This is a genomic window from Oxalobacter paeniformigenes (assembly GCF_027158465.1).
GTDB lineage: Bacteria > Pseudomonadota > Gammaproteobacteria > Burkholderiales > Burkholderiaceae_D > Oxalobacter > Oxalobacter paeniformigenes.
The window spans coordinates 682,404-702,064 of sequence record NZ_JAMKYL010000001.1 but is presented as its reverse complement, the minus strand read 5'-3'; the positions used below and the strand labels follow the sequence as shown (position 1 = coordinate 702,064).

Annotated in this window: 15 protein-coding genes; 7 read left to right on the top strand and 8 right to left on the bottom strand. The window is 56.8% G+C overall.

All coding sequences use genetic code 11. The features are described from left to right. The first annotated feature begins 26 nt into the window (after positions 1 to 26). Positions 27 to 1,442, top strand: coding sequence for an FAD-binding oxidoreductase (locus tag NAI64_RS03235; RefSeq protein WP_269297708.1), 1,416 nt, complete (start codon positions 27 to 29; stop codon positions 1,440 to 1,442). 4 nt (positions 1,443 to 1,446) lie between these two features. On the opposite strand, the gene NAI64_RS03230 is transcribed toward NAI64_RS03235, so the two are convergent. Together NAI64_RS03230 and NAI64_RS03225 are read right to left on the bottom strand one after the other, a co-directional pair. Continuing rightward, positions 1,447 to 4,278 carry a bifunctional diguanylate cyclase/phosphodiesterase gene (locus NAI64_RS03230; protein WP_269297707.1) on the bottom strand — a complete coding sequence of 944 codons (2,832 nt, stop codon included), beginning with the start codon at positions 4,276 to 4,278 and terminating at the stop codon, positions 1,447 to 1,449. 497 nt (positions 4,279 to 4,775) lie between these two features. Beyond that, positions 4,776 to 5,165: a nuclear transport factor 2 family protein gene (locus NAI64_RS03225; protein ID WP_269297706.1), complete on the bottom strand. Its 390-nt coding sequence runs from the start codon at positions 5,163 to 5,165 to the stop codon at positions 4,776 to 4,778. A gap of 142 nt (positions 5,166 to 5,307) precedes the next feature. Here NAI64_RS03225 and NAI64_RS03220 point away from each other — a divergent pair, with 142 nt between their 5' ends. Then, on the top strand, positions 5,308 to 5,661 hold the full coding sequence (locus NAI64_RS03220) for a winged helix-turn-helix transcriptional regulator (protein WP_269297704.1): 354 nt from the start codon (positions 5,308 to 5,310) through the stop codon (positions 5,659 to 5,661). 225 nt (positions 5,662 to 5,886) lie between these two features. Here NAI64_RS03220 and NAI64_RS03215 read toward each other — a convergent pair whose 3' ends face one another. Both NAI64_RS03215 and NAI64_RS03210 read right to left on the bottom strand, forming a co-directional pair. Further along, positions 5,887 to 7,314, bottom strand: a complete 1,428-nt coding sequence (locus NAI64_RS03215; protein ID WP_269297702.1) for a DNA recombination protein RmuC — start codon at positions 7,312 to 7,314, stop codon at positions 5,887 to 5,889. A 67-nt stretch (positions 7,315 to 7,381) separates the two neighbouring features. Continuing rightward, positions 7,382 to 9,718 (bottom strand): heavy metal translocating P-type ATPase, encoded by a 2,337-nt coding sequence (locus NAI64_RS03210; RefSeq protein WP_269297700.1) that lies wholly within the window; start codon positions 9,716 to 9,718, stop codon positions 7,382 to 7,384. A 109-nt stretch (positions 9,719 to 9,827) separates the two neighbouring features. On the opposite strand from NAI64_RS03210, the gene cadR reads away from it, so the two are divergent. The 4 genes from cadR to NAI64_RS03190 all read left to right on the top strand — a co-directional run bounded on the left by cadR (position 9,828) and on the right by NAI64_RS03190 (position 13,507). Further along, entirely contained in the window at positions 9,828 to 10,307 is a 480-nt protein-coding gene (gene cadR / locus NAI64_RS03205; RefSeq protein WP_269297698.1) for a Cd(II)/Pb(II)-responsive transcriptional regulator, read from the top strand. 87 nt (positions 10,308 to 10,394) lie between these two features. Next, complete coding sequence (gene hpnD, locus NAI64_RS03200) at positions 10,395 to 11,231, top strand: presqualene diphosphate synthase HpnD (protein WP_269297989.1); 837 nt, start codon at positions 10,395 to 10,397, stop codon at positions 11,229 to 11,231. Next, positions 11,224 to 12,537 (top strand): hydroxysqualene dehydroxylase HpnE, encoded by a 1,314-nt coding sequence (hpnE, locus tag NAI64_RS03195; RefSeq protein WP_269297696.1) that lies wholly within the window; start codon positions 11,224 to 11,226, stop codon positions 12,535 to 12,537. Before hpnD ends, hpnE begins: the two co-directional genes overlap by 8 nt. 178 nt (positions 12,538 to 12,715) lie before the next feature. Then, a complete protein-coding gene (locus NAI64_RS03190; RefSeq protein ID WP_269297694.1) occupies positions 12,716 to 13,507 on the top strand; it encodes a copper resistance protein NlpE N-terminal domain-containing protein in 792 nt (263 codons plus the stop codon). Between the two features lie 295 nt (positions 13,508 to 13,802). Here the strand turns inward: NAI64_RS03190 and radA are convergent, their stop codons facing one another. Together radA and alr are read right to left on the bottom strand one after the other, a co-directional pair. After that, positions 13,803 to 15,173, bottom strand: coding sequence for a DNA repair protein RadA (gene radA / locus NAI64_RS03185; RefSeq protein ID WP_269297693.1), 1,371 nt, complete (start codon positions 15,171 to 15,173; stop codon positions 13,803 to 13,805). 13 nt (positions 15,174 to 15,186) lie between these two features. Then, a complete protein-coding gene (gene alr / locus NAI64_RS03180; protein ID WP_269297692.1) occupies positions 15,187 to 16,266 on the bottom strand; it encodes an alanine racemase in 1,080 nt (359 codons plus the stop codon). A 255-nt stretch (positions 16,267 to 16,521) separates the two neighbouring features. Between alr and lplT the strand changes: the two genes are divergently transcribed. Continuing rightward, complete coding sequence (gene lplT / locus NAI64_RS03175; protein ID WP_269297689.1) at positions 16,522 to 17,772, top strand: lysophospholipid transporter LplT; 1,251 nt, start codon at positions 16,522 to 16,524, stop codon at positions 17,770 to 17,772. A 109-nt stretch (positions 17,773 to 17,881) separates the two neighbouring features. On the opposite strand, the gene NAI64_RS03170 is transcribed toward lplT, so the two are convergent. Together NAI64_RS03170 and NAI64_RS03165 are read right to left on the bottom strand one after the other, a co-directional pair. Continuing rightward, the gene (locus NAI64_RS03170; protein WP_269297687.1) at positions 17,882 to 19,084 is read right to left on the bottom strand and encodes a multidrug effflux MFS transporter; all 1,203 of its coding nucleotides are present in this window, start codon (positions 19,082 to 19,084) and stop codon (positions 17,882 to 17,884) included. A 113-nt stretch (positions 19,085 to 19,197) separates the two neighbouring features. Continuing rightward, positions 19,198 to 19,620, bottom strand: a complete 423-nt coding sequence (locus NAI64_RS03165) for a hypothetical protein (protein ID WP_269297685.1) — start codon at positions 19,618 to 19,620, stop codon at positions 19,198 to 19,200. Between the last annotated feature and the right edge of the window lie 41 nt (positions 19,621 to 19,661).

Genomic DNA, 19,661 nt, shown 5'->3' with positions numbered 1-19,661 from the left:
GCGGATTTCACGGAACGGTTTTCATCATGACACAGCCATCCTTTATCGAATTGTGCAAAAAGCGGCTTGGCAGCGCCCATGTCATCAGCGATCCGGCCAGAATGGATTTTTATGTGACCGACTACCGTAAACGGTTTGCGGGAAAGGCGCTGGCCGTCGTGCAACCCGGCAATACGCAGGAAGTCGCCGATATCGTCAGACTTTGCCGCCGTCACGGGATACCCATCGTGCCTCAGGGAGGCAATACCGGGCTGGTGCTGGGCAGCGTACCGGATACCTCAGGGAAAGCGGTCGTGATTTCGCTGGCACGCATGAAACGGATACGGGAAACCGATCTGGCCAACAATACCATGACCGTCGAGGCGGGTTGCCTGCTGGACGATATCCACAAGGCGGCGCAGGATGCCGACAGGATGTTTCCGCTGTCGCTGGCCTCGTCAGGTTCTTGCATGATCGGCGGCAATCTGGCAGCCAATGCCGGCGGTACCGCCGTCTTGCGCTACGGTACGGCCCGCGAATTGTGCCTTGGGCTGGAAGTCGTCCTGCCAGACGGCGCGATATGGGACGGTCTGTACAAACTCCGCAAGAACAATACCGGCTACGATCTGCGGGATCTGTTCATCGGCTCGGAAGGAACGCTGGGCATCATCACGGCGGCGGTTCTGAAACTGTTTCCCCGTCCGAGAACGCGACAAACCGCCTTTGTCGCGCTGGATACGCCTGCCGACGCGTTGCGTCTTTTGTCCATCGCACAGCAGTTCGCCGACGGTGTACTGACCACGTTCGAACTGATGTCGCGTTACAGTCTGGAACTGGTCACCCGGCATTTTCCGGAACTGTCGTCTCCCCTGCCGCTCATGCAGGACTATTATGTCCTGATGGAACTTTCCAGTACCGAACCGGAAGAACATGTCGCCAGCCGTTTCGAAAAACTGCTCCAGTATGCGATGGAAGACGCCGTGATTTGCGATGCCGCCCTGGCGCAGACGCTTTCGCAATCGAAATCGATGTGGGCATTGCGTGAAAACATTTCCGCCGCACAATCCCGCGAAGGCAAAAACATCAAACACGATATTGCCGTTCCGACTTCGCTGTTCGCCGAATTTATCGAAACGACGGACAGGCAGCTCCAGTACCGTTTTCCTGGGTGCCGGATGGTGACGTTCGGCCATCTCGGCGACGGCAGCCTGCACTATAACGTCGGCGCGCCCGAAGGCGTGGCGGACGACGACTTTTTGCGGATGCAGGGCGAAGTCAACCGGATCGTCTATGACAACGTCATCCGGTTGCATGGCGCCATTTCCGCCGAACACGGGCTGGGCGCATTGAAGCACGACAGGAACGCTGCCTACAAAAGCGAGGTGGAAATGCGGATGATGCGGCTCGTCAAGCAGGCGTTCGATCCGGACAATCTGATGAATCCCGGCAAGGTTCTGCCCTGATCTGTCATCGTTTTTCCGTCATCGTGCGGCTTTTCACGCCTTGCCGTGCGCGGTTTCGTTCCAGAAATTCGCTTGCGGCACCGGCATCGAGTGCATCTGAAACAAGGTTTCCCTGAATGGCTTTGCATCCCGCCTGCTCGAGAAAGCGCATCTGACCGGCTGTTTCGACACCCTCGGCCACGGTACGGATACCCAGCGCACCAGCCAGCGAGATCATGGCACGCACGATGGTGGCTGCTTCGTCGTCCACCGTGACTTCCCTGATGCACGACGGGTCGATCTTGAGACTGTATGCCCCCAGTCGCCTCAGGATGGCGATGGAGGAATAACCTGTGCCGAAACGGTCGATGGCGACTTTCATTCCGGCGGCATGGAACGCATCGACGGCGCCGATGGCGTCATGCGGTTTTTCCATCACGACGGTTTCCGGCATTTCCAGTACCAGTCTTTCCGGCGGAACGCCCGCTTCACTGAGCCATTGTGCGATACGTTTCGGCAAATTGCGGTCGTGAAACGGAATGGCCGAAAGGTTGACCGAGATGGTCACGGCATCTTCTCCGGCTTCATGCCATGCCCTGAGCTGCCCTATCGCTGTCCTGATCACCCATTGGCCGATGGCCATGATTTGCCCGTTCGATTCGGCGATACGCAAAAATTCGTCGGGAGCGATCGTGCCGAGTTGGGGATGCTCCCAGTGCAACAGGGCTTCGAACCCGGTAACGGTGCGGTTTTCCAGCGAAAGAATCGGCTGGTACAACAGCGAAAACCCGTTGTCTTCCAGTGCATTTTGCAAGGCGCCGCCGATAAGATGCGTACGGGTCGAGCTGGCCTGCATTTCCGTCGTGAAGAATCGGAAATGGGCACGACCGTTCTGTTTGACACGGTACATGGCGGTATCGGCGCAACAGGAAAGCGTCTCGAAGTCCGTTCCATCATACGGATACATGGCGATGCCGATCGAGGCGGACAGGTTCAGTTCCTGTTCATCGATACGATAGGGTTCTGACGCGATAGCCAGCAGTTTGCCGGCGATGTGCGCCGCGCCGCTGGTATCCGTATCGGGCAATACCAGGACGAATTCATCACCGCCCTGCCGCGAAACGGTATCCTGGTCGCGCACCACGCCTTCAAGACGTGCTGCGAAAAGCCTGAGCAATTCGTCGCCTGCCTTGTGGCCGAGCGTATCGTTGACCTGTTTGAATCCGTCGAGATCGACGAACATCAACGCCAGCGGTTTCCGGCTGCGTTGCGCCAGACTGATGGCCTGTCGGCACCGTTCATGCAACAGTGTCCGGTTCGGCAAGCCTGTCAGGGCATCGAAATGCGCCAGCCACTGGATCTGGTCTTGCGCCTTTTTTCGTTCGGTCATGTCGCTGAACAGGCCGATGTAATGGGTCAGCTTGCCAGAGGGATCATACATGGCCTGGATGGAAAGCCATTCGGGATAGCTGGTGCCGTTTTTGTGCATGTTCCAGATTTCGCCCTGCCAGCATCCTTTTTCCCGGATTTCGTTCCACATGGCTTCGTAAAACGCCCTGTCGTGCCGTCCCGACGAGAGAATCCGCGGATTGCAGCCCATCACTTCGGCGCGGTCGTATCCGGTGATCCGTGTGAACGCCTGATTGACCATGACGATGCGACATGCGTCATCAAGCAGCATCATGCCTTCGTTGCTCTGGGTGAACATGTCCGCCGAAAGTTGCAATTTTTCATTGCGGACATAATTGTCCAGCGCGAAATCGATGCCGGCCGTCAGTTCTTTCAGCAGCTTTTGCACCACGATATCGAATGCACCGGCCTTGAAGGCATGCAAGACCAGCATGCCGGCGATTTCACCATTCTTGTGCAACGGCAGGCAGGCAATGGCGCAGATAGGCTGTTCATCGGCAAGACACTGCCAGCGGGGCATGATGGCATCGCAATCACATGCCGGATCGCCCGCACAATCCTGTATCCAGACCGGTCTGTCATCCCGAACGGCTTGCCGGATGATGTGTGTCGTCATCATTTCGCCGATTTTCGCGATGATTTCGGGCGATGCCCCTTCCATGGCGACGGGTATAAGATGCTGTGCACGGTCCATGACACCGATCCATGCGATGTCGATGGTGTCGTACTGTACGGCGATGCGGCAGATTTCGCCGAACAGTTCGTCCTGTGTCTTGCAGCGGGCAATAGCCTGGTTGCAGTACCCCATTGTGGTATAGAGCTGGTTGAGACGGCGGATTTCGCTTTCCGTGACACTGCTTTCGACATACAGGCGGCGCAATTCGCGTTCGGCATTCATGCGTATCTGTTCGCGGCGAAAGTTGGCGACCGCAAAATCCATGTCGTCCGCGATTTCAGCCAGCAGTCCGCGTAATGCCGGATCGAAGGCATCCGGTTCGGCCGACGCCAGCAGAAATACACCGATGGTTTTCCCGTTTTCGTGCAGTGGCAATGCCGCCAGCGAACGCAGGGAAATTTCATTCGATGCATTTTCCGGCCACCATGCCGATACCGGGTCGCTTCCGAAATCACGGTTCCAGAATGCCTTTCCCGTTGAAAACGCTTTTACGGCAACGCTTTCAGCATCCGGATGTCCCGCCGTTGTCGATAGCGACATTTTTTCTGGAAAATCAATTTCTTCTCCGCTTTTGTTGTCAAAACGGATCAGGTTTTCCGACGGGTTTGCGAAACCGGTGCAAGCCATTCGGATACGACTGTGTCGGACGATGATGGCGCAGATATTGGCGAAAAGTTCGCCTTCGTCGCCGCTGCGTGAAATCGCGTGGGAACAGTAGTTGCGGATGAGCAAAATATCAGATGAGCGGTTATCCGGTAATGGAATCGGCATGAGATACAGTCCCTGTCAACTAGTCATCAGACAGTTTTGCCGTGTACTGTAAAACCGGTACAGGATGCCTGTATGGAAATGCCTGCCACATGAACAAGCATGCATTGTTTTGGATATACCATGTCATCGGCAGGCAATGTACACGGGAAATGTCCATGTCCGGAATATTATGGCACGTGTCAGGAGCGCAGGGTATGAAAAGTTGTGTGATGACGGCGGTATATTCCGCTATTGGCGAAATACGAAAATGTCCGTCCGTTTCTCGCCAACAAATTAACCGTCCGGTGGGATGCCATTGAAAAAAACCCGATGTTTTTTATGAATATATCGTTTCGGAATTTTTATCTCCGTTTGTTTTGCGGTATGGCAAATTACGAATGACGTGCATTTTTCAACAAGCGCATGATTTTCAATCTGTCTGGAAAACATGCCGTGCATTATCGTAAAACGGTAATGCACGGTAAAACTTTACGGTCAGGATTTTTCGGTTACGGATATTATTTCCCGTTTTGAATCGTATTGGAATTCTGGTTATAGGCTTTTGCAACGCATTTCCATTTTCCGTCTATCTTCATCAACAAAAGATAATCGGTAAAATCAATGCGTCCGCCCCATTTTTCTTCCAGCACCTTTACCACCGCAAGCGTTTCCTCGATATCGACGATATCGATGCGCGCCCTGAAATCCTTTCCTGCGTCCACGGTATCCACATTTTTGTAAAACTGTTCGATGCTGCCATGTTCCGGTTTTCCATCCAGATAACCAAACAAAACAGCGTCATCGACAAACAGTTCTTTTGCGTAACGACTGTCACCTTCAGCGACGCTTTTGACGAATTTCATGGCCGCTTCTTCAACTGCACGGTATTCCCCGATACTTGCTCTCATAATAATGCCCTTTATATAATTCATTGACGCTGATTATGTTACGTGTTATGTTTTTCTAACACAATCACCGAAAAATTATTCATATACCGAAAATTTTTTCCGTATATGTCCTGCATGAAAACAACCGGTTTTATTTTGGATCATGTATCAGAGAAAAACACCCGTCGATCTGGAATGTCCGTTGAGATTGACGATAAGCCTGCTGAATTCAAAATGGAAATCCTGTATTCTGGATGAATTGCGCCACAAGACACTCCGTCCCAGCGAAATTCACAAGATATTTCCGGACGCTACGCCGCGTGTGCTTGATCTCCAGTTGAAAGAACTAGTCGAGGATGGGCTGGTTTCAAGAACCATTTATCCGGAGTCCCCACCCCGTTCCGAATATGCCCTTACGGAATTGGGGAGTACCCTCATTCCGATAATCGATGCCATGATTGCATGGGGTGACGTGAACAAGGATTTGTTTGAAAAAAAATATGGCTGTGCAGAATGAGACCGTTCCATTCCGCTTCCGTATTTGCCTGATTTTCCGGTTCGGTTTTCAGAAAGGGCTTTTTCCAGTCACCGCTTTCATGCCGCTATTGCGCAAATGATTCTGCCCAGTGGCGGTACTCAGGGATTTTCCTTGCCAGTGCTGGCATACAGTCATGGTCATGCCGGCGAAATACGCCATCACGAAAAGACGGAAACGCCTGAAAACGGGAATACTGGTCCGGATTCATTCATTGTCAGCAGCTGTTTCGTCTGGCAATTTCGTCATTCCCAGCAATTCCTGGGCACGTTCTTCGGGCAATGCCTCGATTTTCTTGAGCTTGCGGCTCATCTGGCGGGTACGTACCTGTGCGTCGTCGATACTTCTCGCTGCACGTTCCAGCGTTTTGCGCGTGGCTTCCAGTACGGTGCCGAATTTGCCGAATTCGGTTTTGACCGCGCCCAGAATGTCCCACACTTCGGATGAACGTTTTTCCAGCGCCAGTGTCCTGAAGCCCATTTGCAGGCTGTTGAGCAGTGCCGAGAGCGTGGAAGGTCCGGCGATGCTGATCCGGCAGGTTCGCTGCAAGTCGTCGGCCAGTCCGGGGCGGCGCATGACTTCGGCGTAAAGTCCTTCCGTCGGCAAAAACATGAGCGCGAAGTCGGTGGTATGCGGCGGCGCGAGATATTTGTCCGCAATGGTTTTCGCCTGAAGCCGGATGGCACGTTCGAGTTCTTTTCCTGCCTGTGCGACGCCCTCGGCATCGGCCGCTTCGGATGCCTCGACCAGCCGTTCATACTGTTCTTTCGGGAATTTCGCGTCGATGGGCAACCAGACCGGTGCGGTTTCGTCTCCCCTGCCCGGCAGACGGATGGCGAATTCGACGATGGCGCCGGAACCGGGTACCGTTTCCACGTTGCGGGCATATTGCCCCGGTGTCATGAGCTGTTCCAGGAGCATTTCCAGCTGGACTTCACCCCATGTCCCCCGCGTTTTCACATTGGTCAGCACCCGTTTCAGATCGCCCACGCCCATCGCCAGCCGGTGCATCTCGCCCAGTCCCTGATGGACTTTTTCAAGGCGTTCTGAGACGAGCCGGAACGATTCGCCCAGACGCTGTTCCAGTGTGGCATGCAGTTTTTCGTCGACGGTCTGGCGCATTTCTTCCAGTTTTTTCGCATTGTCTGTCTGCAAGTCGCGGATTTTTTCTTCCAGCACGGTACGTATTTCGTTCATGCGTTTCGCGTTCGATTCCGTCAGCGCCGTCAGGGTCTGTTGCAGGGTATCGGCAAAGCGTTTGATGGCTTCGGCCTGTTCCTGCCGGGCGGCGCCGGCCTGTCGGGCATTGTCTGCCGTCAGGCGCGCGAGCTGTTCGGAAAACGTCCGCATCTGGTCGTTTTGCAGGGTGGAAATCTGGGTCATCTGCTGGGTCAGACCATGCTGGAAGCGGGAAAGCGCACTGGCCAGTTCTTGTCGTGTCCCCTGTGCACTGAGCTGGATCTGTTCCCGCATTTGCCGTTCGGTGCGTTCGGCGGCATTGCGAATGGCGTTTTCCGTCTGCTGTCGCAGGATTTCGGAAGTTTCGCCTGCCTGCCATGGCCGCGACCTGAAAAGGAGAATCAGCAACAAAACGATCGAAAGCGCACCGAAAATGAGCGGGAGATAGGAAAGCATAGCGTTTGCGAAAAAATGGCTGGGTGAACGGGCTGACTATTTTACGCCGTACCACACGCGACCGTCGTCATTTTCGCAGGACACGCAAACCGTTGAGCAAGACCAGCAGGCTTGCGCCCACGTCGGCGAAAACCGCCATCCACATCGTGGCGGAACCTGCCAGCGCCAGCGCAAAAAACACGAGCTTGATCCCCAGTGCGATCAGGATGTTTTGCCAGAGAATGATATAGGTGGTTTTCGAGAGCGAGATCAGCTGTGCCACCCGCCGCAAGTCGTCGTTCATGATGACCACATCGGCCGCTTCCATGGCGATGTCCGTTCCCGCATTGCCCATGGCGATGCCGATATCGGCATGGGCCAGTGCCGGCGCATCGTTGATGCCGTCGCCGATCATGGCGACCTTTCTGCCCTGTTTGCGCCATGCCAGAACGGCTTTTTGCTTGCCGTCAGGCAAGAGGTTTCCGAAGACGGTCTCGATTCCCGCTTCGCGGGCGATGCCTTGTGCGGTCGTCTGGTTGTCGCCCGTGAGCATCGCGGTGGCGATTTTTTGCCGTCTGAGCATGGCCAGCGCCTCGCGTGCCGTATCACGGATGGTGTCGGCAACGGTGAAGATGGCCAGTACGCCTTCCTTGTCGGCCAGTATCGTCACCGTATGCCCCTGTCTTTCGTGTTGGAGCAGCAGCGCATGTACGTCCGGTGTACACAGTCCCGCTTCCTCGATCAGGCGGTGGTTGCCCAGTATCAGCGCGCATCCGTCGATGACGCCGCGCACGCCTTTGCCCGGCATGTCGGCAAAGTCGGAAACGGCGGTCATTTTCCGGCCCAGCCCGAAGGCGATCGCCTTGGAAACCGGATGGTTGGAATTGCCCGCCAGTGCCGCCGCCCTGTCGAAAACGGTATCGCGCGGGACACGATTCGCCAGAATGACCGTATCCACAAGGCGTGGTTTGCCTTCGGTGACGGTGCCGGTCTTGTCCAGCGCCACGATGTCGAGATGGCGTGCCTGCTCCAGATGGATGCCGCCCTTGATGAGAATGCCGCGACGGGCCGCGGCGGCCAGTGCGCTGACGATCGTCACCGGCGTGGCGATCACGAGTGCGCACGGACAGGCGATCACCAGCATGACCAGCGCCTTGTAGGCGGCATGCAGCCATGTCCAGCCGAAAAACAGTGGCGACAGGACGGCGACGCCCAGGGCGAACAGGAAAACCAGCGGGGTATATATCGCCGCGAAACGATCGACGAAGCGCTGGATGGGGGCGCGTTTTTCCTGCGCCTCTTCGACCATCCGGATGATACGGGCAACGACGGTATCGGAAGATGCTGCCGTCACGCGGAAAGCCAGCGTGCCGCTTTCGTTGATCGTTCCGGCGAAAACGGTGTCTCCCCTGCGCTTGTCCACCGGAATGCTCTCGCCGGTGACAGGTGACTGGTCAACAGTGCTGTGTCCGGTGGTGACGATGCCGTCAAGCGCGATGCGTTCTCCGGGACGCACGCGAACCGTCATGTCGTTTTCGATGGCGTCCACCGGCATGGATACCCAGCTGCCGTCTTTTCTGAGGACGTCGGCCACAGGCGGTGTCAGATCGAACAGGCGTTGTATCGCATGGCGTGCCCTGTCCGCCGAACGGGCCTCGATCAGTTCGGCGACGGCATAAAGCGCCATGACCATTGCCGCCTCGGGCCATTGCCCGATCACGAACGCACCGGTGACGGCGACGGTCATCAGGGCGTTGATATTGAGCTGCCGTCGTGCTATCGCGGCGATGCCTTTTCGGTAGGTATCCAGTCCGGAAAGCCAGATGGCGACAGCAGACATGGCCATGCCGGAGAGCATGACGGAACGTGTGTCCGGGCCAAGCAGATGCATGATTTCCACGACCAATGCGATACCCAGCGCCGTTCCGAGACGCCACATCCGTTTCTTGTCCGCCGGTTCTGCGGTGTTTTCCATGCCGGGGCGGATACGCTCGGCGCGATATCCGGCCTTTTGGATGGTAGCGAGACACAGCGAGACCGTTTCCTCGTCTGCATCGATCGCCAGCTGTCTGCGCGGGAGGCTGCATTCCAGATGGCGGATGCCGCCGATACCCGAGAGAATCCGGCGGATGTCGTTTTCCTCGACGGCGCAATCCATGTCCATGATATGCAATACGGCATAATCCGGCGGCCAGCTGACGTCGTCTTGCCGCGGCATGGCCGGCGAATGGGCGCAACAGCAAGCGTCATCGTGCGAATGGGGATGGTGATGATGGGCACGATCGTGTCCGCCATGGTCATCATGTCCATGGTCATCATGGGGGTGTGCATGGTTTTTGCCATGGCGACACCCGGATTTTTCTTCATGCCCATGTCCGCAGCATCCGTGCGAATGGCCATGTGCGTCGAAATTTCCGTCAGTCATGGCTTTTTCTCCCGTTTTGTTTATTGAAAACCATGGAGTGACTTCAGGGTCAAGCGGTTACAATAGGTGAAAACCATGGTTTTTGTCTGTTTTTCCAAAAAAGTATGTCATGAAAATCGGTGAACTTGCCGAAAAGGCGGGACTGCCCGTCGAAACGGTACGCTATTACGAAAAAGAGGGATTGTTGCCGGACGTCGCACGCACGCAGGGCAATTACCGGATTTATACGGATGATCATGCCGAACGGTTGCTGTTCATCCGGCATTGCCGTTCGCTGGACATGACGCTCGAGGAAATCCGTATCCTGCTGCATTTCAAGGACAAGCCGGATGAAAGTTGCGACCGCGTCAATGCCCTGCTCGATGCGCATATCGGCCATGTCTGCGAGCGGATACGTGATCTGGAAAAACTGGAGAAACAGCTCAAGGCCTTGCGCGAGCGTTGCCATGAGGCGAAAGACGCAGCCAGCTGCGGGATTCTCAATGCCCTGTCAGGACAGGAACCCGGCGTGTTTTCGCGGCATGACGAGACCTGTTCGCATGTCCACAGCGCGCACGGCATCCGCAAATCCGGGCGAAAGCCCCGATGAAGGCGCCTTCCCCATACCGGTAAGGTTCCGCGTTTGGAAGCACGGAAGTTTTGCGGGATAATGGCTTGTTCCGATCAGACACAGCCTATGTTGCCAGACCAGTATTGCCAGCACAAGGCGGCCGGCAGCGGTTCGAGTTTTTATGCCTGTTTCCGTTTTTTGCCGCCTGCACGCCGAAAAGCCATCACGGCCCTGTATGCCTTTTGCCGTGAAGTGGACGATATCGTCGATGACCGGGCGCTGCCTCCGGAATCGGCACGCTACAAGCTCGCGGGTTGGCGGCGTGAAATCACCGATCTGTATGCCGGTCATCCCGATCATCCGATTACCCGTGCGCTCTTGCCCCATCTCGCTTCCTGTTCGCTGGAACAGGCGCATTTCATGGCGATCATCGACGGCATGGAAATGGATCTGGACCGTCATCGTTACAGTACCTTCGACGAACTGGCACGCTATTGCTGGCATGTCGCCGGTGCGGTGGGCATTCTTGCCGCGAAAATCTTCGGGGCAAGCCGTCCCGAAACGCTGCTTTATGCCGAAAAGCTCGGACTGGCGTTCCAGCTGACCAACATCATCCGCGATGTCGGGGAAGATCTGGCGATCGGACGGATTTATTTGCCCGCCGATGAAATGGCGCGCTTCGGCGTGACGGAAACCGATTTGGCAAGACAGGATGGCGGCGCGGCTTTCACCGGACTGATGCGTTTTCAGGCCGATCGTGCGCTGGCCTTGTACGACAAGGCGTTCTCGCTTTTGCCCGAGGAGGACAGGCCCGCGCAAAAACCCGGCATCATGATGGCGTCGATCTATCGCGAACTGTTGCTGGAAATCGTCCGCTGCGGTTTTCCGGTCCTGACGCGGCGCGTTTCGCTCACGAAAGGGAAAAAACTCTGGCTGGCATGGAAAGCGTGGCTGCATGAATAAACGGATCGCCATCGTCGGAGCGGGATGGGCCGGTTGCGCAGCCGCCGTCACCGCCGTGAGAGAGGGATGCCATGTCACGGTATTCGAGGCGTCGCACCTTGCCGGCGGACGCGCCAGGAAAACGGTGCTGGAAGGCATGGCGCTCGACAACGGCCAGCATATCCTGCTCGGCGCATACCGCAAAACGCTGGAGATGATGCGCGAAGTCGGTGTCGATCCGGATACGGCACTCGTGTCGCTGCCGCTGCAAATGCACTACCCGCCGGTTCCGCCGTTGCTGCAATTCGAAGTCCCGCGATGGCCGGCACCGCTCAATTTGCTGGCAGGACTGTTCGGGGCGAAGGGGCTGGACTGGGAAGACAAACTGGCACTGGCGCGTTTTTTCACGATATGCCGCGCCATTCGCTGGGATATCGGGGAAGACCGGCCGCTCATCCGGCTGCTGGAACAGTTCCGCCAATCTCCAAAGCTCTATGCCCTGCTCTGGCGTCCATTGTGTCTGGCCGCGCTGAACACGCCGCCTGAACAGGCGTCCGCCCGTGTTTTCATGCGGGTCTTGCAAGACAGCATCGGCAAGCGCCGTGCCGATTCCGACATGCTGCTTCCGGCAACCGATCTTTCCGCCCTTTTCCCCGAACCCGCGATCCGGTATTGCCAGGATCGCGGCAGTGAATTCCGTTTCGGCACAACGGTTCGCCGCATCGTGCATGACGGTAAGTCATGGACGACAGACGCGGCGCCACAAAGCCGTTTCGACGCCATCGTGCTGGCGACACCACCGACTGTCGCATGGCGTCTGCTGGCCGGGTTCGGTGCGGCAGAACCTGCGCCATTGCCTGCACCTTCGCCGATCGTGACGGTCTATCTGAAATATCCGCCATCACTGACGCTCGGTAAGCCTTTTTTCGCACTGCTTGACGACAGCGAGCGCGACGAATGGGGGCAATACGTTTTCGACCGCGGGCAAATCATGCCGGAGCAGCAAGGATTGTTCGCCGTCATCGTCAGCGCGGCGCATGCGCTGGCGGATGTCCGAAGCGACAGGTTTATCGCCGATACGGCGCGCCAGCTTGCCCGCTGTTTCGGTAACGACGCTTTTTTGCATCCCCTGTGGGGACGGGTCATCATGGAAAAGGCGGCGACGCTTGCCTGCCTCCCCGACCGTACGGTGCCTGCCATCCGTCAGGATGGCCGTGGCCTGTTTCTGGCTGGCGATTATCTGCATCCCGCCTATCCCGGTACGCTGGAATCGGCCGTATCGTGCGGCATACAGGCGATCATGGCCTTTCTTGAAGACGCGGACTGAATTTTTCACGCGATCTCACCACCCTGCCGGGCGAAATGTCCGGCGAATTTCCTTTTCCCGCCGCCGTCTGCCGGTTTTCGGGATTCATGCTATGTTCATGTTTTTATGCATGGCGTGACCGGCATTGTCCTCAATACCGGATCCCGCCTGCCGAACCGCAAACCGATGGAGAATCACCATGACAACAGCGAATTTCTTCAAAACTGCCGCCATGGCCCTGTTGGGATTGTCGCTGGCATCCTGCGCCACACACCATGACACGAAACAAGCCGATACGCAGCAGCCTGCGGCCTGCACGGGCATGTATCGTGCGACGCTTCCCTGTGCCGATTGCCCGGGTATCGTTACACATGTCAGTATCGAACCCGACCATACCGCGGCGGTCACGCGCCTGTATCTGGATTCGGACGACACGTCGGAAACGGATTACGGTCACTGGACGTACCGGAACGGACGCCTTGACGTCACGACCGTTTCAAGCGGTCCGGTACCCGATACGGAAACGCTGTCTTTCATCACATTGCCGGGGAACCGTATCGCGCTGGCAGGCGATGGCGACGGGATACGCGAGGACTATGTTTTCAACAAGGCCACCCCGCTGTCCGTTACGGATTTCGCGGGAACCTACCATCAGGGAAATGCCGCCAGAGGCGCTTACCGGCAAAGCCTTGTGATCGCACCGTCTGAAAACGGCAAAGTCTCCGTCACGATCACCAAAACAGGCGGAAAAGCCAAAGGTTGCGATTTCCACGGCGAGGGCCATATCGTGAACGACCAGATAGAAGTCAACCTCAAAGACCTGAATCCCGCACTGGATGCCGTGATGGTGATACGTCCCTTGCCAGACGGGAACGGACTTAATGTATTTTCTTCAAAATTCGACCAACGCTATGATTTAATGTATTTTTGTGGTGGCGGCGGTACGCTGGCAGGCGACTATGTCAAGGCCGCAACTTCTGTCGGGCATTGAAAGGAAGTATCCGGGCGGCACGCCGTTGTCCGGTGTCGCCCGCACATTGCGACGTGACTTTCACAACAGTGGTTCAGGTTTCGTCGCGATATTCCGGATTGAAACAGGATACGGGATCGCCATAAACGAATGGTGCATGCGACGATGAGATATGTCATGAAACAAAACGCGAAAAACCTCATCCTGTTTCTTGAAATAGATTAAAACCTGTTGTTTATAATGATGATTTTTAAGACAACAGGCGCGCGCCGTACACCGAAAAACCGAAAGTGCGGTCATGGCTATGGGGTATGCTCTACCATTCCCTGATTTTGTCGAAAGCTTCGTCGATACGTTCCACGCCGATGACGGTCAACCCCTCGAAAGGCTGTTTCGGGACATTGGATTTCGGAATCATGGCGATGGAAAATCCCAGCTTGACGGCTTCGCGCAAGCGGTCCTGCCCTCTCGGCGCCGGACGGATTTCACCGGCCAGGCCGACTTCCCCGAACACGACCAGTCCGCGCGGCAACGGCTTGTTGCGCAAGGATGAATGAATCGCCATCAATACCGCCAGATCGGCGGCCGGTTCACTGATACGTACCCCGCCGACGGCATTGATGAACACATCCTGGTCGTATGCGGCGATATTGGCATGCCGGTGCATGACCGCCAGCAGCATCGCCAGCCGGTTCTGTTCCAGCCCGACGGAAAGCCGCCTTGCGTTCGGTGTCGGCGAATTGTCGACAAGCGCCTGGATTTCGACCAGCAGGGGACGCATGCCTTCCAGCGTCGCCATGACGCATGAACCGGCGATCTGTCGTTCGTGTTGCGACAGAAAGAGCGCGGACGGGTTGGATACGCCCTTCAGTCCCTTTTCCGTCATGGCGAAAACGCCCAGTTCGTTGACGGCACCGAAGCGGTTTTTGAATGCGCGGATCAGCCGGAAACTGGAATGGGTGTCGCCCTCGAAATACAGGACGGTATCGACCATGTGTTCCAGCACGCGCGGGCCGGCCAGCGCGCCTTCTTTCGTCACATGTCCGACCATGATGACCGTCGTACCGGACTGTTTCGCGAAACGGGTCAGCTGGGCCGCGCATTCCCTGACCTGCGCCACGGAACCCGGCGCGGATGTCAGGGCGTCGGAATACAGGGTCTGGATGGAATCGATGACCGCCACATCGGGTTTGCGTTCGGCGAGCGTGCCGAGGATTTTCTCAAGCTGGATTTCGGCCTGGAGTTGCAGGTTCGGCGCGACCAGTCCCAGCCGTCTGGCACGCAGCGCCACTTGTGCGCCGGATTCCTCGCCGCTGACGTAGAGGACGTTTTTTTCATAGGCCAGATTGACCAGCGTCTGCAACAGCAAGGTCGATTTGCCGATACCCGGGTCGCCGCCGATCAGGACGACACCGCCCGGCACCAGCCCGCCGCCCAGCACCCGGTCGAATTCACCGATGCCGGAATGAAAGCGCGGCACTTCGACGGCATGGATATCGGCCAGCGACATGACCGGTGCGGTCTGCGCGAACCCTTGCCGGTTCGCGGAAAAGCGGTTGGCGGAAACCGGTTCGGCCACCGTTTCGACAAGCGTGTTCCATTGCCCGCAGGACGGGCATTTTCCCGCCCATTTGCTGCTGACGCCGCCGCATTCGGAACAGGTGTACTGGATCTTCGCTTTCGCCATACCGTACGCTTCCCTACCAGCATTCCACGATGCGGGGACGCAGCGACAGCGCGCACATGAGTTCGTATCCGACGGTTCCTGCGGCTTCCGCCACCTCGTCGATCGGCAGATCGTTGCCCCAGAGCGTGACTTCGCTGCCGACATGGGCATTGGCGACCGGCGTCAGATCGACGGTGATCATATCCATGGAGACCCGTCCGACCAGCCGTGTCCGGATACCGTCGACGATGACCGGCGTGCCTTCCGGTGCCATGCGCGGATAGCCGTCGGCATAACCGCAGGCCACCACACCGATGGTCATGGGCGACGTCGCCGTGAAAATGCTGCCGTATCCGATGCTTTCGCCTTCACGGATATACTGGATCTGGATGATTTCGCTCTTTAGGGTCATGGCCGGTTTCAGACCGTATTCGGCTGCGGTTTTGCCGCCGGGAGAGCCACCGTAGAGCATGATGCCGGGGCGTACCCAGTCCGTCCGGATATCGGGATGCAGCAGGATGGCACCCGAATTGGACAGGTTGCGATCCCCTTTCAGTCCCTGCGTGGCGGAATCGAAACGCCTTAACTGTTCCTCGACCGACAACGCCGGATGGTCTTTCGTTTCGGAATTGGCGAAATGGGTCATGTAGGAAATGTCGCGGACATTGGGAATCTGCTTGAGCCGCTTCAATGCATTGCCGTATTCGGACGGCAAAAAGCCCAGACGGTTCATGCCGGTATTCATTTTCAGATGCACATCGACCGGCATTTCCAGATGCGATTTTTCAAGCATCTCGATCTGTTCGTCGCAATGGACGGCGAAAGCGATGTTGTAGCGTGCCAGAATGGGCAGCTCGTGCGCATAAAAAAAGCCTTCCAGCAGCAAAATCGGTTTTTTCCAGCCCATTTCACGCAAATGGATGGCCGACTCGATTTCGATCAGTGCGAATCCGTCGGCATCCGAAAAGGCGCGCACGGAACGTTCCAGGCCGTGGCCATAGGCATTTGCCTTGACGACTGCCCAGATTTTCGCCCGTGGCACGGTGTTTCTGACGACGGAAAGATTATGCTGCATGGCAGCGATATCGATATTGGCAACTAGCGGTCTGGTCATGAAATCCGTTCCATAAAAAACCGTCCGGTGCGGACGGCAGACAAAAAGGCTCGCCCCATCGGGCAAACCGTACGACAAACTTACATCTTACCCCCCTTGCATGCCTTGAAGCAATCGTATCTCCCCAAACGCCTCGTTACCGGAAAAGATGGACGAATTCATGTCGAACAGATCATTTCCCACAGTAAAAAAACTGCATGAAACGGGTCTGATGGAGTAAACTTTTCACTTCTTGAATGAACGGACAGGACCACCATGAATCGAGGCTTTTATTCCGTCATGGCCGCGGAATTCTTTTCTTCTCTGGCCGACAATGCCCTGCTGATCGTTGCCATCGCCCTTCTGGCGCAAATGAATGCCGCCCCCTGGATGACGCCCCTGCTAAGGCTCTTTTTCGTGATGTCCTATGTCGGTCTTGCCGCTTTCGTCGGCGCTTTCGCCGATTCCTTGCCCAAAGGCAAGGTGATGTTCATCACCAATACCATCAAGTTTTGCGGTTGCAGCCTGATTTTCGCCGGTGTCCATCCCCTTTTCGCCTATGCGATCGTCGGTCTGGGAGCCGCCGCCTATTCCCCGGCCAAGTACGGTATCCTGACGGAACTTTTGCCTGCTGAAAAACTGGTCATCGCCAACGGATGGATCGAGGGGCTGACGGTCAGCTCGATCGTGCTGGGGACCGTTCTGGGCGGCGCGCTCATCAACAAGCATGTATCGGCCTTCCTGCTGGACCATATGACCTTCGCCGGTTCCCCTGCCGCGGCGGCGCTGGTCGTCATCATGGGGGTTTACATTCTGGCCGCGCTGTTCAACCTGCGGATTCCCGATACCGGCGCACGGTATGCCAAGCAGCCGATCAACCCCATCCTGTTGGTCAGAAACTTCTATCACAGCTTCACAACGCTCTGGCATGACAAGCTGGGCCAGATTTCGCTGGCCGTCACCACCCTGTTCTGGGGGGCCGGCGCGACGCTCCAGTTCATCGTGCTCAAATGGGCGCAACATTCTCTCGGCCTGACGCTGGACAAGGCCGCTTTCCTTCAGGGGATCGTCGCCGTCGGCATCGCTTGCGGCGCCGTATCCGCCGCCAAATTCATCAAGCTGCGCCAGTCGCTGAAAGTCATGCCGCTGGGCGTGGCCATGGGGATGGTCGTCATGATCATGACGCTGGTCCATTCGGTCTATCTCGCCTATCCGCTGCTGGTTCTCGTCGGCGCGCTGGCCGGATTCTTCGTGGTACCGATGAACGCCTTGCTGCAACATCGTGGCCATGTGCTGCTTTCCGCCGGCCATTCGATCGCTGTCCAGAATTTCAACGAAAACCTCTCGATCCTGACCATGCTGGGCGTGTATTCCCTGCTGGTATCACTGGATTTGTCGGTCAATGCCGTGATCGTCATTTTCGGCAGCTTCGTCTCATGCATGATGCTGCTGGTCATCAACTGGCACAACCGCAACCAGAAAGTCGAGGATTCCCTGCATCTGATCGGCGAGGACAAGCGGCACTGATTCGTTTCGGCAGTCGATATGCGGACGGGACGCGATGCGTCCCGTTTTTCATGATCTGGCCGGTTTATCGCTGCCGGATGGAAACGCCTTGCCGGTTGCGTGGCGTGCTTTATGCCTTCTCTTCCCGATTCTGCCGTGCGCGTCTTGCGGCGATGCGCAGGAAAACGAAAGCCAGCAGACAACATAACAGGGTCATGACGCTGATGGACAGGATCATCGGCCCGAATCCGGTCATGGGGGATACGATCGCGCCGAAGATGAACAGGAAAAAGCCGATCACGGCAGACGCACCGCCGGCGTTTTTGCGTTCCAGCGTCAGGGCGAGCGATGTCGATGTCGGCAAAATCATGCCGAGAAAGACCATCATGATGAACAGGAGCGCTTCCATCACGTAAAACAGCCCGCCGGCAAAGAGGACGGCGACGAACAGGCCGCTGGCGATACACAGGCCATACACACCGGTTTTGAGCGCGGAAAACACGTCGGAAAAACGGGGCGTGATCCGGCTGCCGACGATCATGCCGGATGCATTGATGGCGAAGCACAGGCTGTATGCAAAGGCATCGAGACGGAAATGTTCCTGTATCAAAAACGGCGATGAAGCGATATAGGTGAAAAAGACGCCCATGGAAAACGTCTGTATCCAGACATAGTGCATGAAGCTGCCGTTGCGGATGATCGGGACGAATTTGCCGAAAGAACGCCACACGCTGCCCGGAATGCGCTGCTCGGGCGGCAGGGATTCACGGAAACGCACGCTGACGGCGAACAGGATGACACCGACGGCCAGCAGGATGATGAAGATGCCTTCCCAGTCGGTATAGCGCATGATGAAACCGCCCAGAACCGGCGCGACGATGGGCGCCAGTCCGTTGATGACCATGAGCAGGGAAAAGAAGTCGTTGAGTGCCTTGCCCTGATAGAGGTCGGCGGCGACCGATTTGGAAATGACCACCCCGCCCGCTCCGGCGATGCCCTGGAATATCCGGAAAAAGACGAACGATTCGATATTCCATGCGAAAAGGCAGGCCAGTGTCGAGAGGATGAACAATGCCATCGACAGCATCAGGGGCATCCTTCTTCCGTAACGGTCGCTTGCCGGGCCTATCAGGAGCTGACCGCCGGCCAGTCCGATCATGCTGGACGTCAGACTCATCTGAACCCACGACGTCGTCGTACCGAAGCTTGCGGCCAGCGCGGGCAACCCCGGCAAATAAAAGTCCGTCACGAACGGGCCGAAGGCGGACATCATGCCCATGGCCATCAGCAAAAACACCCTGGAATTCGTCGCCGCTTTCATGTTGTCAGTCACGGTTTCTGGTCGGTTTTACGGAAAACTGCCTTTATACTCTTGCCGCCCCGTTTCTGGCAAGCGGCAAGGCGTCATGACCGCCTATCCCGACACGCCCGACGACTGGCGTACCGTCAGGGCAAGAGCCGGATTCTTCCCCATTCATTGGCGGCGATGCCCGCCCAATCGAGAACGGATGCCAGCACAAAAACCGGATCGTAGGCCCACTCGCCTTCCTGTTTGCCCAGATATTCCAGCGCGATGGCGCCGACGACCGTATCGCCGGAACATTTTTCATGGCCGACGCGTTTTCGTCCCGACCCTTTTTTCGCCTTTCCGCCAAGCCTTTGCAGCAACGAAACGATGACATCGAACACTTCAAACCTGAATGCCCTTGGTAATACCGGACAGGTGAAACTGTCCCCCGTTGCCGTGATGTCATACCGGCATTTCCGGTTGAAAGAGATGACTTCGATCTGTCCGCCCGCCTGCCGTATTTTTTCGCGGATGATTTCCGATGCTTTTTTGCCGTCTGTTTGCCATGCCGAAGTTTTCATGTCGCCGTCCTTTCGATAAACCGTTTGCAAGACATGCCGCC